At 34.4% G+C, this 19,709-nt stretch carries 20 protein-coding genes; 12 read left to right on the top strand and 8 right to left on the bottom strand.

Annotated features, from left to right (window positions below):
- Positions 1–39: 39 nt before the first annotated feature.
- From ACNQGG_RS07685 to ACNQGG_RS07720, 8 genes are all read left to right on the top strand, one after another.
- Positions 40–717 carry a Crp/Fnr family transcriptional regulator gene (locus ACNQGG_RS07685; protein ID WP_417962745.1) on the top strand — a complete coding sequence of 226 codons (678 nt, stop codon included), beginning with the start codon at positions 40–42 and terminating at the stop codon, positions 715–717.
- A gap of 107 nt (positions 718–824) precedes the next feature.
- Positions 825–1,334 (top strand): YHS domain-containing (seleno)protein, encoded by a 510-nt coding sequence (locus ACNQGG_RS07690; protein ID WP_417962747.1) that lies wholly within the window; start codon positions 825–827, stop codon positions 1,332–1,334.
- Between the two features lie 10 nt (positions 1,335–1,344).
- Positions 1,345–1,734: a DoxX family protein gene (locus ACNQGG_RS07695; protein WP_417962749.1), complete on the top strand. Its 390-nt coding sequence runs from the start codon at positions 1,345–1,347 to the stop codon at positions 1,732–1,734.
- Between the two features lies 1 nt (position 1,735).
- Complete coding sequence (locus tag ACNQGG_RS07700) at positions 1,736–2,224, top strand: DinB family protein (protein WP_417962751.1); 489 nt, start codon at positions 1,736–1,738, stop codon at positions 2,222–2,224.
- Complete coding sequence (locus tag ACNQGG_RS07705; RefSeq protein WP_417962753.1) at positions 2,212–2,922, top strand: NRDE family protein; 711 nt, start codon at positions 2,212–2,214, stop codon at positions 2,920–2,922. Before ACNQGG_RS07700 ends, ACNQGG_RS07705 begins: the two co-directional genes overlap by 13 nt.
- A gap of 11 nt (positions 2,923–2,933) precedes the next feature.
- Positions 2,934–3,968 carry an ATP-grasp domain-containing protein gene (locus ACNQGG_RS07710; protein WP_417962755.1) on the top strand — a complete coding sequence of 345 codons (1,035 nt, stop codon included), beginning with the start codon at positions 2,934–2,936 and terminating at the stop codon, positions 3,966–3,968.
- A gap of 4 nt (positions 3,969–3,972) precedes the next feature.
- A complete protein-coding gene (locus tag ACNQGG_RS07715; protein ID WP_417962757.1) occupies positions 3,973–4,614 on the top strand; it encodes a hypothetical protein in 642 nt (213 codons plus the stop codon).
- A 57-nt stretch (positions 4,615–4,671) separates the two neighbouring features.
- Positions 4,672–5,649 carry a M20/M25/M40 family metallo-hydrolase gene (locus ACNQGG_RS07720; protein WP_417962759.1) on the top strand — a complete coding sequence of 326 codons (978 nt, stop codon included), beginning with the start codon at positions 4,672–4,674 and terminating at the stop codon, positions 5,647–5,649.
- Here the strand turns inward: ACNQGG_RS07720 and ACNQGG_RS07725 are convergent.
- Positions 5,646–6,221 (bottom strand): GNAT family acetyltransferase, encoded by a 576-nt coding sequence (locus ACNQGG_RS07725; protein WP_416857292.1) that lies wholly within the window; start codon positions 6,219–6,221, stop codon positions 5,646–5,648. The two genes, ACNQGG_RS07720 and ACNQGG_RS07725, sit on opposite strands and share 4 nt — an antisense overlap.
- Positions 6,222–6,353: 132 nt before the next feature.
- On the opposite strand from ACNQGG_RS07725, the gene ACNQGG_RS07730 reads away from it, so the two are divergent.
- Positions 6,354–7,031 (top strand): SDR family NAD(P)-dependent oxidoreductase, encoded by a 678-nt coding sequence (locus tag ACNQGG_RS07730; protein WP_417962762.1) that lies wholly within the window; start codon positions 6,354–6,356, stop codon positions 7,029–7,031.
- A 12-nt stretch (positions 7,032–7,043) separates the two neighbouring features.
- Positions 7,044–7,646, top strand: a complete 603-nt coding sequence (locus tag ACNQGG_RS07735) for a SprT-like domain-containing protein (RefSeq protein WP_417962764.1) — start codon at positions 7,044–7,046, stop codon at positions 7,644–7,646.
- A 15-nt stretch (positions 7,647–7,661) separates the two neighbouring features.
- On the opposite strand, the gene ACNQGG_RS07740 is transcribed toward ACNQGG_RS07735, so the two are convergent.
- The 6 genes from ACNQGG_RS07740 to gcvP all read right to left on the bottom strand — a co-directional run bounded on the left by ACNQGG_RS07740 (position 7,662) and on the right by gcvP (position 15,148).
- A complete protein-coding gene (locus tag ACNQGG_RS07740; RefSeq protein ID WP_416857295.1) occupies positions 7,662–8,423 on the bottom strand; it encodes an ABC transporter ATP-binding protein in 762 nt (253 codons plus the stop codon).
- Positions 8,420–9,169: an MlaE family ABC transporter permease gene (locus tag ACNQGG_RS07745; RefSeq protein WP_416851085.1), complete on the bottom strand. Its 750-nt coding sequence runs from the start codon at positions 9,167–9,169 to the stop codon at positions 8,420–8,422. Before ACNQGG_RS07745 ends, ACNQGG_RS07740 begins: the two co-directional genes overlap by 4 nt.
- 78 nt (positions 9,170–9,247) lie before the next feature.
- Positions 9,248–10,096, bottom strand: a complete 849-nt coding sequence (locus ACNQGG_RS07750) for a glycosyltransferase family 2 protein (RefSeq protein ID WP_417962767.1) — start codon at positions 10,094–10,096, stop codon at positions 9,248–9,250.
- A 59-nt stretch (positions 10,097–10,155) separates the two neighbouring features.
- Positions 10,156–10,713, bottom strand: coding sequence for a class I SAM-dependent methyltransferase (locus ACNQGG_RS07755; protein WP_417962769.1), 558 nt, complete (start codon positions 10,711–10,713; stop codon positions 10,156–10,158).
- 235 nt (positions 10,714–10,948) lie between these two features.
- On the bottom strand, positions 10,949–12,007 hold the full coding sequence (locus tag ACNQGG_RS07760; protein ID WP_417962771.1) for a 3-oxoacyl-ACP synthase III family protein: 1,059 nt from the start codon (positions 12,005–12,007) through the stop codon (positions 10,949–10,951).
- A 291-nt stretch (positions 12,008–12,298) separates the two neighbouring features.
- A complete protein-coding gene (gcvP, locus tag ACNQGG_RS07765) occupies positions 12,299–15,148 on the bottom strand; it encodes an aminomethyl-transferring glycine dehydrogenase (RefSeq protein ID WP_417962773.1) in 2,850 nt (949 codons plus the stop codon).
- Positions 15,149–15,284: 136 nt separating this feature from the next.
- On the opposite strand from gcvP, the gene ACNQGG_RS07770 reads away from it, so the two are divergent.
- On the top strand, positions 15,285–16,097 hold the full coding sequence (locus ACNQGG_RS07770) for a UbiA prenyltransferase family protein (protein WP_417962775.1): 813 nt from the start codon (positions 15,285–15,287) through the stop codon (positions 16,095–16,097).
- Positions 16,098–16,222: 125 nt separating this feature from the next.
- Positions 16,223–17,338 carry an ATP-binding protein gene (locus ACNQGG_RS07775; protein WP_417962777.1) on the top strand — a complete coding sequence of 372 codons (1,116 nt, stop codon included), beginning with the start codon at positions 16,223–16,225 and terminating at the stop codon, positions 17,336–17,338.
- A gap of 140 nt (positions 17,339–17,478) precedes the next feature.
- Here the strand turns inward: ACNQGG_RS07775 and ACNQGG_RS07780 are convergent, their stop codons facing one another.
- Positions 17,479–19,506: a M3 family metallopeptidase gene (locus tag ACNQGG_RS07780; RefSeq protein WP_417962779.1), complete on the bottom strand. Its 2,028-nt coding sequence runs from the start codon at positions 19,504–19,506 to the stop codon at positions 17,479–17,481.
- Positions 19,507–19,709: the final 203 nt, after the last annotated feature.

Below are 19,709 nucleotides of genomic sequence, written 5' to 3' on the forward strand. Positions count from 1 at the left end.
AGTCATTTTTTTAATACATTTACTGAAAGAATTACTTTCATGTACGAAGATTTAAAATATTGGTATTTGCGCGATCACAAATTGTTTCGAACATTGAGTTTTGGACAAATCAAACAATTGTGTATTATTACTGGTTTTAAAAAAGCGAAAAAAGGCGAAATTATTTATTTTTCTTCTTTAGATGTGCCAAGGATTTTTCTGCTGAAAAAAGGGAATATCAAAATTGTAGCAGTTGATGAAGAAGGAAATGAAACGATAAAAGATATTATTCAAAAAGGAGATTTATTCGGGGAACTGACTTTAGAAACCGATGATCAAACGAATGAATACGCTAAAGTGCTTTCTGATGACGTGGCTATATGTAGCTTTCTAATGGCTGACTTTGAAGATCTATTGTTGCGAAATCCGAGTTTGGCACTTTCTTATACCAAATTTGTAGGTTTAAAAATGAAACGTATCAAGAACAGTTATTCTAATTTGATTTCTAAGGATGCAAAAACCAGATTGTTTCAGTTTCTAAAAGATTGGGCTGAAAAAGAAGGTAAAAGAGTGGACAATAAAGTAGTGATTGAAAATTATCTGACACAAAATGATATTGCGCAGATTATTTGTACTTCAAGACAGACTGCGACTCAATTGCTCAATGAAATGGAAACTAACGGGACGCTGATTTATAACCGGAAAGAAATCGTTATCTCGGATATTTCAAAACTGTAGTTTCAATTATTTCGTACGTATTGTAAACTACCTGACAAATGTTTTTTTTGATTCTAAATATCTTTGTTTAAGAAATAAACGAAGTATCATTTTTAAATTAAAACACAATGAAATCCAAAATTCAAGAACACAAAAAAAATAGTTTTAAACTTGGAAGTAAAAAACAGATTCTTTGTCTATTGGTTATTTTTATTTCGCTGACAACAGTTGCACAGACTGAAAATAGTCGATTAACTCATTTTAATTTAGAACATAAAGTTGCCTTACAAGGGTATGATCCTGTAGCTTATTTTAAACAAGGGAAAGCCGTAAAGGGAAAAAAAGAACTAGCAGTAACATACGAAGGGGTGACGTATAATTTTTCAATGCCTATAAATAGAGCGTATTTCTTAAAAAACCCTTTGAAATATGAACCCCAATTTGGGGGTTGGTGTGCTTATGCGATGGGGGATTCAGGAGAAAAAGTGGAGATAAACCCACAAACTTTTAAAATTGTTGACGAAAAATTATATTTATTTTATAATGCTTATTTCAATAATACAGTGAAAAGTTGGAATAAAGACCAAGCCAATTTAAAGTCAAAAGCAGAGAGTAATTGGAAAAAAACAATCAAATAAAACAGTAATCATGAAAATAAGTATTTTATCTTGGATTTTAAGAGTTGCAGTTGCAGTAATTTTATCACAAACGTTATATTTTAAATTTACTGGTGCCGAGGAAAGTATTTATATTTTTACTGCTTTGGGAGTGGAACCTTATGGAAGAATTGGTACCGGAATTTTAGAATTGATTACTGTAATTCTAATTTTAGTGCCCAGAACTACATTGCTGGGGGCATTATTGGGTTCTGTAATAATGGTAGGCGCCATTCTTTCCCATCTTTTTGTTCTGGGAATTGAAATGAATGGTGATGGTGGAACGCTATTTGCGTTGGCTCACATAACCTTATTTAGTTGTCTTACTTTAATTTTTTTAAATAGAGATAAACTACCAAATTTATTAAAATTAAAACTATAATATGCTGATACCTTCTATTAAAAATAGTCTAAACGAATTGATTGATTTGCTCCATCAATTGTCGAAAAAGGATTACTCAAATCCATGTGTTGAATTGAGTAATGCCAGTATAGGTGAACACACAAGGCATATTATCGAAATGTTTCAATGTCTCGAAAACCAATACGATTTAGGGATTGTGAATTACGATAAAAGAGAACGTAATGTGTTAATTCAAACTGATACGAATTATGCGATTGATCATATTTTAGAAATTAAAAATAATCTTGAAAAAGAGAATAAAAATATCGATTTGAAACAAGTGATTGACGGTGAAGAAATCCGAATTCAAAGTAATTATTATAGAGAATTGCTTTATAATTTAGAACATTGCATTCATCATCAGGCACTGATAAAAGTGGCTATTTTAAAATGTGAAAATATCACGGTCGATGAGAATTTTGGAGTTGCCCGTTCTACAATTGAATACAGGAATCAATGTGCACAGTAAGTTTTGTCCATGTCCATGATAGGATTATCATTACCTCAAATCGAGATGAAAAAATAATTAGACCCTCAGCAATACCGCCAAGGGATTATACTATAAACGGTAAGAATGTCATTTTTCCAAAAGATCCAAAAGCTGGTGGAACTTGGTTTGTTGTCGATGCAAATGGAACTGTTTTGGTTTTGTTAAATGGCGCTGACGAAAAACACAGAGTAGTGCTCCCTTACAGAAAAAGTCGCGGTCTAATTGTGCTAGAGATTATTAGCAGCTTATCGCCAAAGGATTTTTGGAACGAAATTGATTTGGAAAATATGGAACCTTTTACATTGGTTTTATTTCAAAATAAGGAACTTTTTCAATTGCGATGGAATGGGAATCAGAAAAAAATGACTCTTTTAGATAGTCATAAAAATCATATTTGGTCGTCTTCAACCCTGTATCCAGCTGTAATTCGGGAGAAACGTACAAATTGGTTTTATACTTTTTTGGATGTAAATCCTGAAATATCAGAAACAGAGATGCTTCATTTTCATCGCTATACCGAAGATAAAAATCAGGAAAACGGATTGGTTATCAATCGAAATGACGAAATGAAAACCTTGAGTATTACGCAATCTGTAATCGAAAAAAATAAAGTTGCTATCTTGCATTGCGATTTGATTGCACAAGAAGAGTACAAGACATCATTTATAACTATTTAAAATTTTCTCAATTGAAATTACTTTTTCATAAGATTACGCATTGGGAATATTGGCCGTTTCAGATAGTTTATATTCCAATTTATTTTCTTTGGGCATTTTATTCACTTAAAGCAAAATCGATTTTTTTCTTTAATGCGGTTAATCCAACGATAAAAAACGGAGGATTTATGATGGAGTCCAAAAAAGCAATTTACGATTTGATTCCACAACGGTATTATCCCAAAACTGAACTCATAATCGAAGGAACTTCACTGGAAGAAATTCTAAAAATAATGGAATTTTCAGGAATAAATTATCCACTGATTGCAAAACCTGATATTGGTTTGCGTGGTTCCGGAGTCAAGAAAATAGATACAATCACCGACTTAAAAAGATACGCTGAAAAGGCGAATTTTGATTATATAGTACAAGATTTAATTCCTTTCGAAAATGAAGTTGGCATTTTTTACGTACGTTATCCACATGAGAAAACGGGTAAAATTACAGGGATAGTTTCCAAAGAATTTCTGATAATTACAGGAGATGGAATTGCAACTATTGAACAGTTAATCAAGAAAAACCCGCGTTACGAATTGCAACTTAAAGTTTTACAACAAGAATACGGTAAGAAATTATTTGAAATTCTTGCAAAAGGAGAAAAACTAAATTTGGTTCCATACGGGAATCATGCACGAGGTGCAAAATTTATTGATGGAAGCCATTGGATAACCCCAAAATTAACTGAAACCATTAATGAAATGTGTTTGCAAATTCCGGGATTCTATTTTGGAAGATTGGATGTTATGTACACTACTTTCGAAGATTTGGAACAAGGAAAAAATTGCGCTATTGTGGAGTTGAATGGAGCTGCGAGTGAACCCACGCATATCTATGATCCAAAACATTCGTTGCTATTTGCTTGGAAAGAACTTGCCCGACATATTACGTATATGTATGAAATAAGTGTTGAAAATCATAAAGCTGGAAATACGTATTTGTCCCACAAGGAAGGAATGAAAGAATATCGTTTACATTTAGAGCAAAGCAAAAGAATTATAAATTTCTAATAAAATGAAAATTATAAAAAATATTCTCGTTGGTTTCTTAGTGAGTTTTATAGGCTCAGTTCCACTGGGATATTTAAATATTATTGGATTCGAAATTTATACTGAATTAGGAATTAATAGTTTGATTTTTTATTTGTTGGGCGTTATTTCGGTTGAGGTTTTTGTAATTTACTTCACGTTGATTTTTGCGAATCAATTGGTAAATAATAAAAAATTGATGAAAATAATTGATTTTTTTGCGGTCTTTTTTTTGCTGTTTTTAGGGTATTCTTTTTATGCGCATTCGAATCAAGCAGTAGGAAATCATAATGATTTAGAAAGATTTGTAAAGTATTCGCCTTTTCTTATCGGTGTTTTTTTGAATGGTATCAATTTCCTGCAAGTGCCATTCTGGACAGGATGGAATCTCTATTTGATTAATGGAAATTATATTGCCATTGAAAAAAGACTCAAATACTATTATGTTTTTGGGACTTTAGTTGGGACTTTTTTTGGTATGTTAGCTTTGGTAACTATTCTAAATTTGTTTTCCCAAAACACAGCGAGTTTCTCAAGATATATAGTACCTGTAATTATTCCGTTATTTTTTGTAGTTTTAGCTTTCATTCAAATGTACACCGTCTACAAAAAATATTATAAGAAATAAGATTTTGATTCTATTAATAAAATAAGATTGCTCCTTTTAACCAAAGAATTATTGACTATGAAAAACACCTTTTTACTGCTACCGTTCGTTCTATTCGGTTGTGTACGAAATTCTCCTATCACAGCACAAGCCACAAACGATACCCGATTAAAACTAATTGAAGCAGAATATAAAGTCAAAGAGAGTGATGTTGCAGAAACATTGAAATACTTGACTTCGGATGAATTGGAAGGCAGAGAAACCGGGACAAAAGGAATGGTCAAAGCGGCAGATTATTTGGAACAGTTTTTCAAAGACAATAATGTCAAACCTTATTTTTCCACGTATCGCGATACGTTGTCTAATTTCAAAGTACCCGCTTTTAATATCGTAGGTTTTGTTGAAGGAAATGATCCTGTGCTAAAAAAAGAATTCGTTATTATTAGCGGGCATTATGATCATATTGGAATTGATAAAAAAGGAGTAAATGGAGATTTTATAAATAATGGTGCCAATGATGATGCTTCGGGAACAACCGCAGTTGCTGAAATAGCGAAATATTTCAGTAGTGCTAAAAACAATAAAAGAAGCATTCTTTTTGTATTCTTTGCTGGTGAAGAAAAGGGATTGTTGGGCTCTAAACATTTAGCCAAAAAGCTGAAAGCTCAAAACTTTAATTTGTACGCGCAATTCAATATTGAGATGATAGGTGTGCCAATGAAAAGGGATTATCTGGCGTATATTACCGGTTTTGACAAGTCGAATATGGCGGGTAAAATCAATGAATATACAGGAAAAAACACGATTGGTTTTCTACCAAAAGAAGCTGAATATCAATTATTTTACAGATCAGATAATTATTCTTTTTACAATGTTTTCAAGGTTCCGTGCCAGTCTGTGAGTACTTTCGATTTTGAAAATTTCGAATTTTACCATCATGTTTCAGATGAATTCAAAGCCATGGATTTACCTCACATGACTTCGTTTATTCAGGAATTATTACCTGCCGTAACGCAAATGGCCAATACGCTAACACATGAAATTCATATGAATTAACGAATAGAAACAGGCTGATTCATATCATAAGCCAAAATAAAATAGTTGTTATTGTTGAATTGAAAATCACCAATAATAGACCAATTTAGTTTTTCTGTATGCGCTTTTGTCGATGGTATATTAGTTTTGTTAATGAAAGTCAAAGCCAATGGATGTTTTTTAACAACGTGTTTTCTCATGAATTCAAAAAGAGGCGTTATCAATCCTTTTCCTCTGTATTTTTTATCGATGCAAATAGGACCGTATTGAAAGCTATTGGTTGTAGTAATGTCGAAATCTAAAAATTTAAGATCAGGTAATAGCGTAATCATGTAATTGAATATGGGCCATTGATTGAAAAAATCCCAGCTTCCAGAAAATATGTAGGCAATGGTTTTATTATTGTCTTTAGCAAGAAATAAGCCTTGTTGTTCTATTACTTCAGTTAATTGGGGAATTGTAAACGGTGTGGTAACAAAGCCAAATTCTTTTTCCTCTTCAGATAAGTTAGAGACAAGGTATAATTCCTGTAATGCTAATACTCCATCAATATCACTCAATTTTGCTACTTCAAATTGTATGTTTGCTATCATTTTATGCTACTTCAAATTGTATTTTGTTTTGGCAAAATTAAACAAAATTATAGAAAACCTTATTTTTATATTCGAAACAATACCTACGGCTAAAATGATGTTTTTTTTAGTGTTTTTGTTTATTTTTGCTACATGAAAAATATTATTATTACAGGAACGAGCAGAGGTATAGGATATGAGTTGGCATTGCAATTTGCCAAGGCTGGACATCAGGTTCTGGCTATTTCCAGAAAAATTCCTCAAAGCTTATTAGGGAATGAAAATATCACTTGTCTTTCGGTTGATTTGTCTCATGAGTCCGAATTGGAAAAAGTTCAAGATTTTCTTTCTAAATCTTGGAAACAAATTGATGCTGTCGTTCATAATGCAGGAAGTTTATTGTTGAAACCCTTTTCAGAAACGTCACAGGAAGATTTTGAAAATATCTATAAAGTCAATGTTTTTGGGGTTGCTAATTTGACCCGAATTTGCTTGCCTTATTTACAAAAAGGAAGCCATGTCGTAACGATAAGTTCTATGGGCGGAATTCAGGGAAGTTTAAAGTTTGCCGGACTTGCAGCTTACAGTTCAAGTAAAGGCGCAGTTATTACACTGTCAGAGTTATTAGCAGAGGAATATAAAGAGCGGGGCATTGCTTTTAATGTTTTGGCATTAGGTTCGGTTCAAACAGAAATGTTGGCGGAAGCTTTTCCGGGCTATCAAGCGCCTATTTCTGCAAGCGAAATGGCAGATTATATTTTTAATTTTACGTTGACGGGAAATAAATATTTCAACGGAAAAGTGTTGCAAGTGTCTTCTACAAATCCGTAAGAGTTATAAATTATGAGCGAAACACTTTCAAGATACATACCGGAACATGCCGTAAAACCAGTTTTTGAACTAATTGTGGACCATCAAGTACATCTTAAGATTGTAAACGAGCGTCAAACCCGTCATGGTGATTATCGAAAAGGCTTGAATGGCAAGCATGAAATCACGGTAAATTCAAACCTGAATAAATACAAGTTTTTGATTACGCTTATTCATGAAATTTCGCATTTGGTTGCGTTTGAGAAATTTGGGCGACATATTAAACCTCATGGAAACGAGTGGAAGTATTCCTTTCAACGGTTGATGATTCCCTATATTCGTCCGGAGATTTTTCCAAATCATTTGTTGCCGTTGTTGGCTCGACATTTTAAAAACCCAACAGCCAGTAGCGATACCGATGCGACTTTGGCATTGGCCTTGAAACAATTTGACCAACAAAATGATAAAAATTATGTATTTGAAATTCCGTATGGCAGTGTTTTCCGAATCCAAAACGGAAAGATTTTCAAGAAAATAGCGATTAGAACCAAACGTTTTGAATGCCTTGAAATAAGTTCTGGGAAAACGTATTTATTCAACCCTAATGCAGAGGTAGAGTTATTGAAAACCAGTTAAATTTTTTTAAAAAAATTATTCTTTCAAATAAGCTTCCCGTACTTTTTTGAATAAATTCGAAGAATAAACAAAGGCTACAACAGCTTCATTATCGGTTCTGAAAATTTCTTCCTTCGTACCTTCCCAAGCTTTTAAACCATCTTTTAAGAACAAGATTTTCTCTCCAATTTCCATAACGGAGTTCATATCGTGCGTGTTTATAACCGTAGTGATATTGTATTCTTCCGTGATTTCTTTAATAAGATTATCAATTAAAATAGCCGTGTTTGGGTCTAAACCGGAGTTGGGTTCATCACAAAAAAGATACTTTGGGTTGTTTACAATAGCGCGAGCAATGGCTACCCTTTTTTGCATACCTCCTGAAATCTCCGATGGTAATTTTTTATGCGCGTCAGTAAGGTTGACTCTTTTTAGTACAAAGTCAACACGCTGCTGAATTTTTGCTCTATTGTCTTTGGTGAACATTTTTAACGGAAAGCCAACATTTTCAGCTACAGTCATGGAGTCAAATAAAGCACTTCCTTGGAAAACCATTCCTATTTCAGTTCGTAAATCTCGTTTGTCATCGGGAGTTAATTCAGAATAAATTCTACCATCAAATGAAATCGTTCCTGATTCTGGGGTATGAATGCCTAAAAGACTTTTAAGCAAAACCGTTTTTCCAGATCCGCTTTGTCCAATAATCAAATTTGTTTTTCCAGTTTCAAAAACCGTCGAAACTCCTTTAAGAATTTTGATACCGCCAAATGATTTTTCTATGTTTTGTACTTCTATCATGAGCCAAGTAACAATTGTGTTAATATATAATTGAATAGTATTATCGAAACCGATGTCCAAACAAAGGCGACCGTACTGGCTTTACCCACTTCAAGTGCGCCACCTTTCATGTAATACCCATGAAAAGAAGGGATTGTGGCTAATAACATCGCAAATATTAATGTTTTAATGAAAGCATACACGATATGAAACGGAATGAATTCCATCTGGGCACCGTTTATAAATTCCGAACTTGATGTAAAACCGCCATAAACACCAGCCATCCAGCCGCCCAAAACTCCTAGAAACATGGCGATCCCAATAAGGAATGGGTACAATAATAAAGCGATAATTTTTGGAAAAACCAAATAGTTTAAAGAGTTGACTCCCATCACTTCCAGTGCGTCAATCTGTTCTGTAACTCGCATGGTTCCTATGCTTGACGTAATAAAAGAACCCATTTTTCCTGCCATAATCACTGAGATAAACGTAGGTGCAAATTCTAATATTACAGATTGTCGAGTGGCAAAACCAATAAGATATTTTGGGATTAAAGGATTAGTTAAATTTAATGCCGTTTGAATGGCAACAACACCTCCAACAAAGAATGAGATGAAAGCCACAATACCAAGGGAGCCAATAATTAAATCATCAATTTCCTTGAAAATTAGATTTCTCATCACGGACCATTTCGTCTGTTTATTGAAAATTTCTTTCAGCATTAAGAAGTATCTTCCTATCTGCGTTATATATCGAATGAGCATCATAGTTTTGCGATTATGGGCTAAATTAAGGATTAGTTAGCAGTTTATACTTTACCGTTTATACTTTTTTGATTGCGGAACCTAAAAAAGCTTTTCTTTCATTTTCTTTAAACGATACTTTCGAATGAATTTTGCTTGTTCTGCCGTTACCAATAAAGGAGTTTTTGCTGCTTTGGCTTTCCAAAAACCTTTAATGTAATCCAAAAAAAGTAAAGGTTTTTTCTTCATCATTGCCAGTTTTGCTGAAGCAATCGATGTGATTAAAAATCCGTAACCCAAAGTGTAAAATGCTTCGCCTTGTTTGTAACGGGCTGTTTTGTTATAATTAGCACCTGTAGGTTTTAAATGTTTTACGATTAGTGAGGCATCGGTAACTACTTTCCATCCGTAAAATTTTGACAATAATTCATCAACAGTATCCCAACCCATAGCCGGTTTTAAATTGCCTATTTGTTGAAAACATGCTTTTCTATACGCCTTGAATGCGCCACGAATATGGTCTTTATCGGTTAGGTTTTCCAGGATCCAGTCACCATTTTTTTCGATGTAGGCAAATCCGCCAGCCATTCCTATCGTTGCATCTTTTTCGAAAATGTTTAGAACGGTCTCAAAATAATTGTTAGGTAGAATTAAGTCGGCATCCAGTTTTACGATTACATCATAGTCTTCATCCAATTTTTCAAAGCCTTTGTGAAAAGCCTGTATGACTTTGCTTCCGGGTAAATGTATGGCGCTTGAAGTTTTGTTTACTAAAGTGATAAACGGATTTTCTTTGGCGAAAGCTGTAACAATTTCGGCAGTTTTATCAGTAGAATTGTCATTGACAACAACCACTTTTTTAGGTAAAACGGTTTGAGAAATCAAAGATTCCAAAGTTAAAGCAATAAATGCTTCTTCGTTATGAGCCGGAATAACAATGTAATACTTCATTTTTCTTGAGGGACTAAGTTTCTAAGAGGCTAAAATTTTAAGCTTAAAAATTGTAGAGTCTAGGCTTCCTTCCCTTCGGGGAGTCCGGGAGGGGTGGGGATTTTTTCAGCGTATACAATATAATATCGGTTGGTGAACTTTCTCAATAATGGACGAAGGCCAAATTTCTTAACCGGATTGGTCCATTTTTCTCTGTCGATTATTTTCCAACCTGTTTTTTCCAATAACCAGTCTAATTGCCAATCTTCAAATTCATGGTAATGTCTGTCCCACATATCAGTTTTACTTCTATAGGCCGGTGAAAACCACAAACGCATTGGGATGGATATAAAAAGCTTATCGGATTTTATTTCTTTTAAAATAGTAAACGGATTGAGCAAATGTTCAAAGATTTCGAAAGCAGTTACCACATCCTGTTTTTCATTTGAAAGTACAGTTTGGTCAGTATCTAAGTCTTCTCCTGTGGTGTTTTTAACTACAAATCCCTCTGATTTCATGATTTTAGAGAAGGGGTTTTCTACGCCTAAATCTAGTATAGTTTGATCTGTGGAGATGTGTTTTTTTAGAAATTCTAAAGTGTGTTTGAATCTTTTATTGGGAAACGTTTTTTCGTACATGTTTTTTTGATTTTGCCACAAGGGCACGAAGGCACAAATATAGTAATAAATGTGTTTTTGGGCATTGTTTTTTAGCCCGGATGGAAATGAAAATCCCGGAGCTTCAAAATGTAGTTTTTCAAGGTGCAAAAAGCGACTAAAAGAAGCTTTGTTGCACCTTAGAAAAACAAGTTTTGTAGTGAGGAATTGTAATGTACAGCCGGATTAGCTCCTGATTGCAAAATTCCTTAGACGCTTAATATCGGTAAACAAATGCGTTGATATTCATTCCTGCTCCAACAGATGCAAAGATAAGAACGTCACCTTTTTCTATGGATTGATTTTCTATTTCTCCACGAATTAACAAATCATAAAGCGTAGGCACGGTTGCTACGCTGCTATTTCCAAGTTCATGAATGCTCATTGGCATGATGTTTTCAGGGACGGGTTTGTCGTGTAATTTGTAAAAACGTTGGATTATCGCTTCGTCCATTTTTTCATTGGCTTGATGGATAAGGATTTTTTTTACGTCATCAATGCCTATTCCGCTTTTGTCCAAACAACTTTTCATTGCAGCAGGAACTTGGCTTAATGCAAATTCATAAATCTTGCGACCATACATTTTTATATATCGTGTGTCTGGATCTAAATCAGGATTATATGATTTACCAAAAAACAAATAATTTGCTTCATCATTCGCATATGTAGCACTTTCATAAGATAACATTCCTGTTTCATCATCTGAAGCTTCTATGATTGAAGCACCAGCGCCATCAGAATAAATCATGGAATCCCTGTCATGTGCGTCAACTACTCTCGAAAGGGTTTCAGCGCCTATTACCAGACAGCGTTTTGCCATTCCTGATTTGATGAAAGCATTGGCTTGCATGACTCCTTCTATCCAGCCTGGACACCCAAAAAGGATATCATAGGCGACACATTTTGGGTTCTTTATTTGTAGCTTGTGTTTCACACGGGTGGCCAAACTTGGAATCATATCCGACTGCGTTGTGCCGTATTTTACATCTCCAAAATTGTGTGCGAAGATAATATAATCTATTGTTTCCGGGTCAATACCAGCATTTTCTATTGCTTTTTGAGAAGCAAAAAAAGCTAAATCAGATGAGTTGTGCTGATCTTCGGCATAACGTCTGTGCTCGATTCCGGTTATTCCTTTAAATTTATTAATGACAACTTCGTTAGGATAACCAAAGGCGGTTCCATCTTCGTTTAAAAAAACATGTTCGCCAAAGTCTGTGTTGCTTACTTTTTTCTCAGGAATATAACTTCCTATTCCAGTTATTTTTATTTTCATCGGGTTATTTATCCAAAAATTCAGGCTAATTTAATGATTAAAAAGTTATTATAGTCACAATATTTACTATGCACGCATATAATTGTGAAATAATAATTTATTGGCAAAAATATTGATTATTTTTTTACAAACTGCAAAAATCGATGCGATATTTCTTTGCTAATTGTTGCAATTGGTAAAAGGGATGTTTTAATAATTTGCATTATGTTATTTTCTGAATTTTGTATAAAATTAGAGGCGTAAAAAAAATGTCCCGATTTCTCGAGACATTTTATTGTATTAATTTAAAAATTAGTTTTCCATATACGCTTCAATTGGAGCACAAGAACAAACTAAATTTCTATCGCCATACGCATCGTCAGCGCGACGAACAGTTGGCCAGAATTTATTTTCAGCTATATAATCTAATGGGAAAGCTGCTTGTTCACGAGTGTAAGGGAAGTCCCAAGCATCTGTAGTTAGCATGGCTAATGTATGGGGTGAATTTTTCAAAACATTGTTTTTGTCTTCAATAGTAGCAGCTTCAATTTCTTTACGGATTGAAATCATCGCCTCACAAAAACGGTCTAACTCTTCTAAGTTTTCGCTCTCCGTAGGTTCAATCATTAAGGTTCCTGCAACTGGGAAAGAAACGGTAGGCGCATGGAAACCATAATCCATCAAACGTTTTGCAATATCAGTCACTTCAATTCCTTTTTGTTTGAAAGGACGGCATTCTAAAATCATTTCGTGAGCTGCACGACCCATTTCTCCTGAATACAACGTATCATAATGACCGTTTAATTTCTCTTTAATGTAGTTTGCATTTAAAATCGCATATTGAGTGGATTGTTTCAAACCTTCAGCACCCAACATTGAAATGTACCCGTAAGAAATCAAACAAACTAAAGCGGAACCCCAAGGAGCTGCAGAAATAGCTGTGATTGCATGTTCTCCTCCTGTAGGAATTACAGGGTTTGAGGGTAAAAATGGAACTAATTGTGGAGCAACACATATTGGTCCAACGCCTGGTCCACCTCCACCATGAGGAATAGCGAATGTTTTGTGTAAATTCAAATGACAAACGTCAGCACCAATAGTAGCGGGATTTGTTAATCCTACTTGCGCATTCATGTTGGCACCATCCATATAAACTTGTCCACCGTTATCGTGAATCAATTGTGTGATTTCTTTAATTGCACTTTCAAAAACACCGTGAGTTGACGGATATGTTACCATTAAACAAGAAAGATTATCCTTGTGTAAAATTGCTTTTTCACGTAAATCTTCCACGTCGATATTTCCGTTTTCCAATGTTTTGGTAACAATTACTTTCATCCCTGCCATAGCAGCTGAAGCCGGGTTTGTTCCGTGAGCCGATGATGGAATTAATGCAATATTTCTATGATGATCTCCTCTTGACTGGTGATATGCACGAATAACCATTAATCCTGCATATTCGCCTTGAGCACCTGAATTGGGTTGTAGCGTTGTTCCTGCAAAACCTGTAATAACATTTAACTGTTGCTCTAGTTTAGCTAACATTTCTTGGTATCCTTGTGCTTGGTCCAATGGTGCAAATGGGTGAATGTTGTTCCATTGTGGCATGCTTAAAGGCAACATTTCGGAAGCTGCATTCAGTTTCATGGTACAAGAACCTAATGAAATCATGGAATGATTCAAAGCCAAATCTTTTCGTTCCAACATTTTGATGTAACGCATCAAAGCGGTTTCCGAATGGTATTTGTTGAAAACATCATGTTCTAAAAAAGCGGATTTTCTGTTTACGTTTTCTGGAAAATGATTGGTTTCTGATAAACTTTCAATTGGCGTTGCCTGAGTTTCTTTTGCGGAAGCAAAAACAGAAATTATGATATTTAAATCGGCAATACTTGTCGTTTCATTCAAAGAAATAGAAACGGTATTTTCGTCAATATAATAAAAGTTGATTTCGTTTTGTTCAGCAATAGCTTTTACTTTTTTGGCATCAGCCTTAATAACAATCGTGTCAAAGAAAGCGGTATTGGTTTGTTGTAAACCTAATTTTTCTAACTCATTTGCCAATGTAGCTGCCGAAGCATGCACTTTATTAGCGATATATTGCAAGCCTTTTGGTCCGTGATAAACGGCATACATTCCTGCCATAACAGACAATAAAACTTGTGCTGTACAAATGTTCGAAGTGGCTTTATCGCGTTTAATGTGTTGCTCACGGGTTTGCAACGCCATACGCAATGCACGATTGCCATTCGTATCAACAGTTACACCGATGATTCTTCCCGGCATACTTCTTTTGTATTCGTCTTTTGTAGCAAAATAAGCAGCATGTGGGCCACCATAACCTAACGGAATTCCGAAACGTTGTGTCGTTCCAAGGACAACTGCAGCACCCATTTCTCCCGGAGAAGTCAATTTTGCTAAACTCAAAATATCAGCAGCAACAGCTACTTTTATTTCGTTTGCGGCAGCTTTAGCTATAAAATCAGCATAGTCATGAACTTGTCCGAATTTTCCGGGATATTGAAGAATAGCTCCAAAATAATCAGTTGAAAAATCGAAATCTTCATGGTTTCCAATTACTAATTCAACACCAACTGGTGTAGAACGCGTTTGTAAAACCGATAAAGTTTGAGGTAATATTTCTTCGGAAACGAAGAATTTACAAACATTATTTTTCTTTTGGTCACGAGAACGAACATCAAAAAGTAATGCCATTGCTTCAGCAGCAGCTGTTCCTTCGTCCAATAAAGAAGCATTGGCGATTTCCATTCCGGTTAATTCGATTACCATAGTCTGGAAATTCAAAATTGCTTCCAAACGCCCTTGGGCAATTTCGGCTTGATAAGGCGTATATGCAGTGTACCATCCTGGGTTTTCAAAAACGTTTCTTTGAATAACTGCAGGAATAATAGCTGCATTGTAACCCAAACCAATATAAGAATGAAAAACTTTATTTTTATTTCCTAATTTTTGAATATGATTTGCAAATTCATATTCGGTCATTGCCGGATCTAAATCTAGAGGTGCTTTTAAGCGAATGTCATCTGGAAGTGTTTCATATACGAGTTGTTCAATAGATTCAACTCCAATGGTTTTCAACATATGTTGAAGGTCGTTTTCTCTTGGACCAATGTGTCTTAAAGCAAAAGCATCTGTTTTCATATAGAAATAAAAGTGTTGTTTTTTTTGTGGTGCAAAATTAGGTATTATTAATAATCTAAAAGGTATTTTGGGTCTCCTTTTTTATTGATTTTTCAACTAAATGATGTGTTTGTTCACAATTGATTAATTTTGTCTAATGAAGATTTTTAAACAACTATTCAATTTTTATATCAATAGCAGTATTCACGTGGGATTATCGTGTTATGCCTTAGTGAGAATGACGCAGCACATGTTCCACATTTCTTCGGATGCACCAATAGCTAATTTTGTTTTTTTTGGAACAATTGTAGGATATAATTTCGTAAAATATGATGCTTTGGCCAGAGCCAAAAAATTAAAGATGCGCAAGGAGTTGAAAATCATTGCTATATTTAGTTTTTTCGCGCTTCTTTTGGTTGGTTTTTATTTTTTTCAGTTGCAGCGGATTACCCAAATCGTAGCAATTGCTTTTTTGAGTATCACTTTGTTGTATACGCTTCCATTTTTTCCAAATAAAAAAAATGCCAGAAACTGGGCTGGTATAAAAATCTATATTGTGGCGCTATGTTGGGTAGGAGTGACTCTGGCTTTGCCTATTTTGAATGCCGATGTTTCGATAACGCTTGATTTCTATCTGAAATGTATACAGCGATTTATCCTGATTTTTGTATTGGTACTTATTTTTGAAATTATTGATTTGGCGAATGATGATCCACATTTGCAAACCGTACCACAACAAATAGGAGTGAAGCGAACAAAAATATTGGGATTGTCGCTTTTACTTCCGTTTTATTTTCTGGAATTGCTGAAAAGTAATTTTGATGAAAATCAATTAATTGTCAACTTGATAGTAGTGATTCTGATTTCGTTATTTCTGCTTTTTGCCAATGAAAAACGCTCTAAATACTATACTTCTTTTTGGGTGGAAAGCGTCCCGATTGTTTGGTGGTTGCTAGTTTTGGTTCTTTAAAAACACTAATATTGGTGAATACGTTCACCAAAAACAGCATAAATTTGGTGAATGTATTCACCAAAAACAGTATAAATTTGGTGAATATTATTTAATTGTACTATATTTGTTTAAAATTTATAGTTATGATTAGTAGAGATTTAACGCCAATAATAGAGAAGAATTTAGGGAAGGGAAAAATTATTGTATTAATAGGTCCGCGACAAGTTGGTAAAACTACATTGATTAACGCTTTATTAAAGGATATTTCGTTTCTATTTCTTGATGGTGATGATGCCGTTGTAGCTGATACTTTAGCAAATGCAAATACCGAAACCTTAAAAAATATTATTGGAAATTATAAATACGTTTTTATTGATGAGGTACAGCGTATTCCTGCTATTGGTTTAAAACTAAAGATTATTGTTGATCAAATCAAAGATGTGCAAGTGATTGTGAGTGGTTCTTCGGCTTTTGATATTAATCATGTTACACAAGAACCATTAACGGGACGCAAATTTGAATACCGTTTGTATCCCATTTCCTGGAATGAATTTGAAGGAAATGTAGGTTATATGAAAGCGCAACAACAATTGGAATTGCGATTGTTATATGGAATGTATCCTGATGTGATCAATAATTTTGGTAATGAATATGAAATTTTAAAAAACCTTGTTTCCAGCTACTTATATAAAGACGTTTTGAGTTTAGCGGGCATCAGGAAATCGGAAGTTTTAGAAAAGATTTTACAAGCATTAGCTTTTCAAGTTGGTAGTGAGGTAAGTTATAATGAAATAGCACAATTAGTTGGTGTAGATAAAAATACGGTTAATAATTATATAGATTTGTTGGAGAAAGCTTTTGTGATTTTTAGATTAAATAGTTTTAGCAAAAACTTGAGAAATGAAATAAAGGCAAACAGAAAAATCTATTTCTATGATAACGGAGTTCGGAATATGTTGATTGGAAATTTCAATTCTTTAGACTTTAGACAGGATAAAGGGGCATTGTGGGAAAATTTTTTAGTCTCAGAGCGATTTAAACAGCTGTCCTATTCTCAAAGTTTATCAAAACCTTACTTTTGGAGAACTACACAACAACAGGAAATAGATTACATTGAAACTAATGCTGATACAGTCAGTGCTTTTGAATTCAAATGGTCTTCCGCTAAAAAAGCTAAGTTGCCTAAATCATTTCAAGAAGCGTATCAACCCAGTTTTTTGGTAGTAAGCAAGGAAAATTTCAGGGAGTTTTTAAAGTAGTTCGAAAGATTATACTTCTTTTTGGGTGGAAAGCGTGCCAATTGTTTGGTGGTCGTTATTGATTTTATTTTAATAAAAAAAACCGAAGCTTTTAAACTTCGGTCCTAAAATATTATATAGTTAATTTTTATTCAAAAAAATTACACCAATCCTGCTCTTCTCAACAACGCTTCCGGTTTTGGTTCCTGTCCTCTAAAGCGTTTGTACAAAATCATCGGATGTTCCGTTCCGCCTTTAGAAAGTACATTTTCTTTGAATTTAGTTGCGACCTCTTTATTGAAAATCCCTTTTTCCTGGAAATATTCGAAAGCATCAGCATCCAGAACTTCGGCCCATTTGTAGCTGTAATAACCAGACGAATATCCACCTTGAAAAATATGGGAAAAGGAAGTACTCATCGCATTTTCCTTTACATCAGGATAGAGTTGTGTGGCTGCAAATTGTTCGGTTTCAAAAGCTTTGATGTCTTTGATATTAGATGGATCTTGTGCATGCCAACCCATGTCTAACAACCCAAAACTCAATTGGCGCATCGTTGCCATCCCTTCTTGAAAACTGGCACTTTCTTTAATTTTGTGTACTAATTCCATTGGAATTATTTCGCCAGTTTGATAATGGTATGCGAACAAAGCCAATGCTTCTGGTTCGTAACACCAGTTTTCCAAAATTTGACTCGGTAATTCTACGAAATCCCAATACACAGAAGTTCCTGATAAACTTGGATATGTCGTGTTGGCTAACATGCCGTGTAACGCATGACCAAATTCATGAAACAAAGTTGTCACTTCATTAAAAGTTAATAATGATGGTTTCGTTTCAGTAGGTTTTGTGAAATTACATACAATTGAAATGTGGGGTCTTTCGTTGATTTCTTTTTTTATGTATTGCGATTTAAATGACGTCATCCAGGCTCCGTTGCGTTTGCCTTTTCTTGGAAAGAAATCTGCATAAAACACGGCAACTAATTGGTCTTCTTCGTCTTTTACTTCGTATGTTTTTACTTCCTCATGGTATTTATCCACTTCGAAAATTTCTTCGAAAGTGATTCCATATAATTTTTGCGCTACTGCAAAAGCACCGTCCAAGACTTTTTCTAATTGAAAATATGGTTTTAATATTTCATCATCCAAATTGAATAATTGTTGCTTCAATTTCTCCGAATAATAAGCGCCATCCCATTTTTCCAGTTGTTCGATTCCGTCTAACTCTTTTGCGAAAGCAGTCAATTGGGCAAATTCTTTCAAAGCTGCCGGTTTGGCTTTTTCCAATAAGTCATTTGAAAATGTTTTTACTTTCTCCGGACTTTCTGCCATTCTTTCTTCAAGTACAAAATGAGCGTGCGAAGCATATCCTAAAACTTGTGCTCTGTCAAAACGTAATTTGGCAATTTTAAGCACAATCTCCTGATTGTCAAATTCGTTGTTTTGAAACCCTTTGGCACCAAAAGCGATTGCCATTTTCTTGCGCAATTCGCGATTGTCCGCATAGGTTACAAACGGAACATAACTGGGGTAATCCAACGTGAAAATCCATCCTTCTTTTTCTTGGCTTTTAGCCAAAGAATGAGCGGCTTCTATAGTTCCTTCCGGTAAACCAGCTATGTCAGATTCGTTTGTAATGTGCAATTCATAGGCTTGCGTTTCGGCCAAAACATTTTCGCCAAATTGTAAACTCAATTTCGATAATTCTTTGTCGATTTCTCGCAATTGATTCTTTTTGTCTTCTGGTAAATTGGCTCCGTTTCGGGAGAAGCTTTTGTATTTTTTGTCTAAAAGCGTAGTTTGTTCCGGATTTAGGTTCAGCTTATCTCTTTGCTCGTAAACCGTTTTTACTCGGGCGAATAAATCGGGGTTAAGGCGAACATCATTTCCAAATTCAGACAATAAAGGAGAAACTTCCTGAGCGATTTTCTGAATCTCGTCATTCGTTTCCGCTGAATTTAAGTTGAAAAAGATACTTGAAATTCTGTCCAAAACATCTCCACTGAAAGCCAATGCTTCAATGGTATTTTCGAAAGTTGGTTTTGTAGGATTTCGTACGATAGCATCGATTTCGGCTTTTGCCAATTCGATTCCTTTTTGAAAAGCGGGAAGAAAATCTTCGTTCTTTATTTTCGAAAAAGGGGCAGTGTTATATTTTGTATTGAAATGGTGTGTTAGGATGCTCATTTGTATTTTTTTAATAAAAATAATTCGATGTTTAAAGATAACAAAGGTATGGATTTATTGAAAAAAATGAGGTTGCTAAAGGAATTGATTTATCCTAAAATGCTAGAATGGATTGTGTTATTTAAATGTTATTTATTTCGTTTGGCAGTAATAAAGCCTTAAATTGTAAAAAAAGATTGGTTTTTGAAGAAACGAATCAAAAA

Source organism: Flavobacterium esculini (assembly GCF_048284325.1).
Classification (GTDB): domain Bacteria; phylum Bacteroidota; class Bacteroidia; order Flavobacteriales; family Flavobacteriaceae; genus Flavobacterium.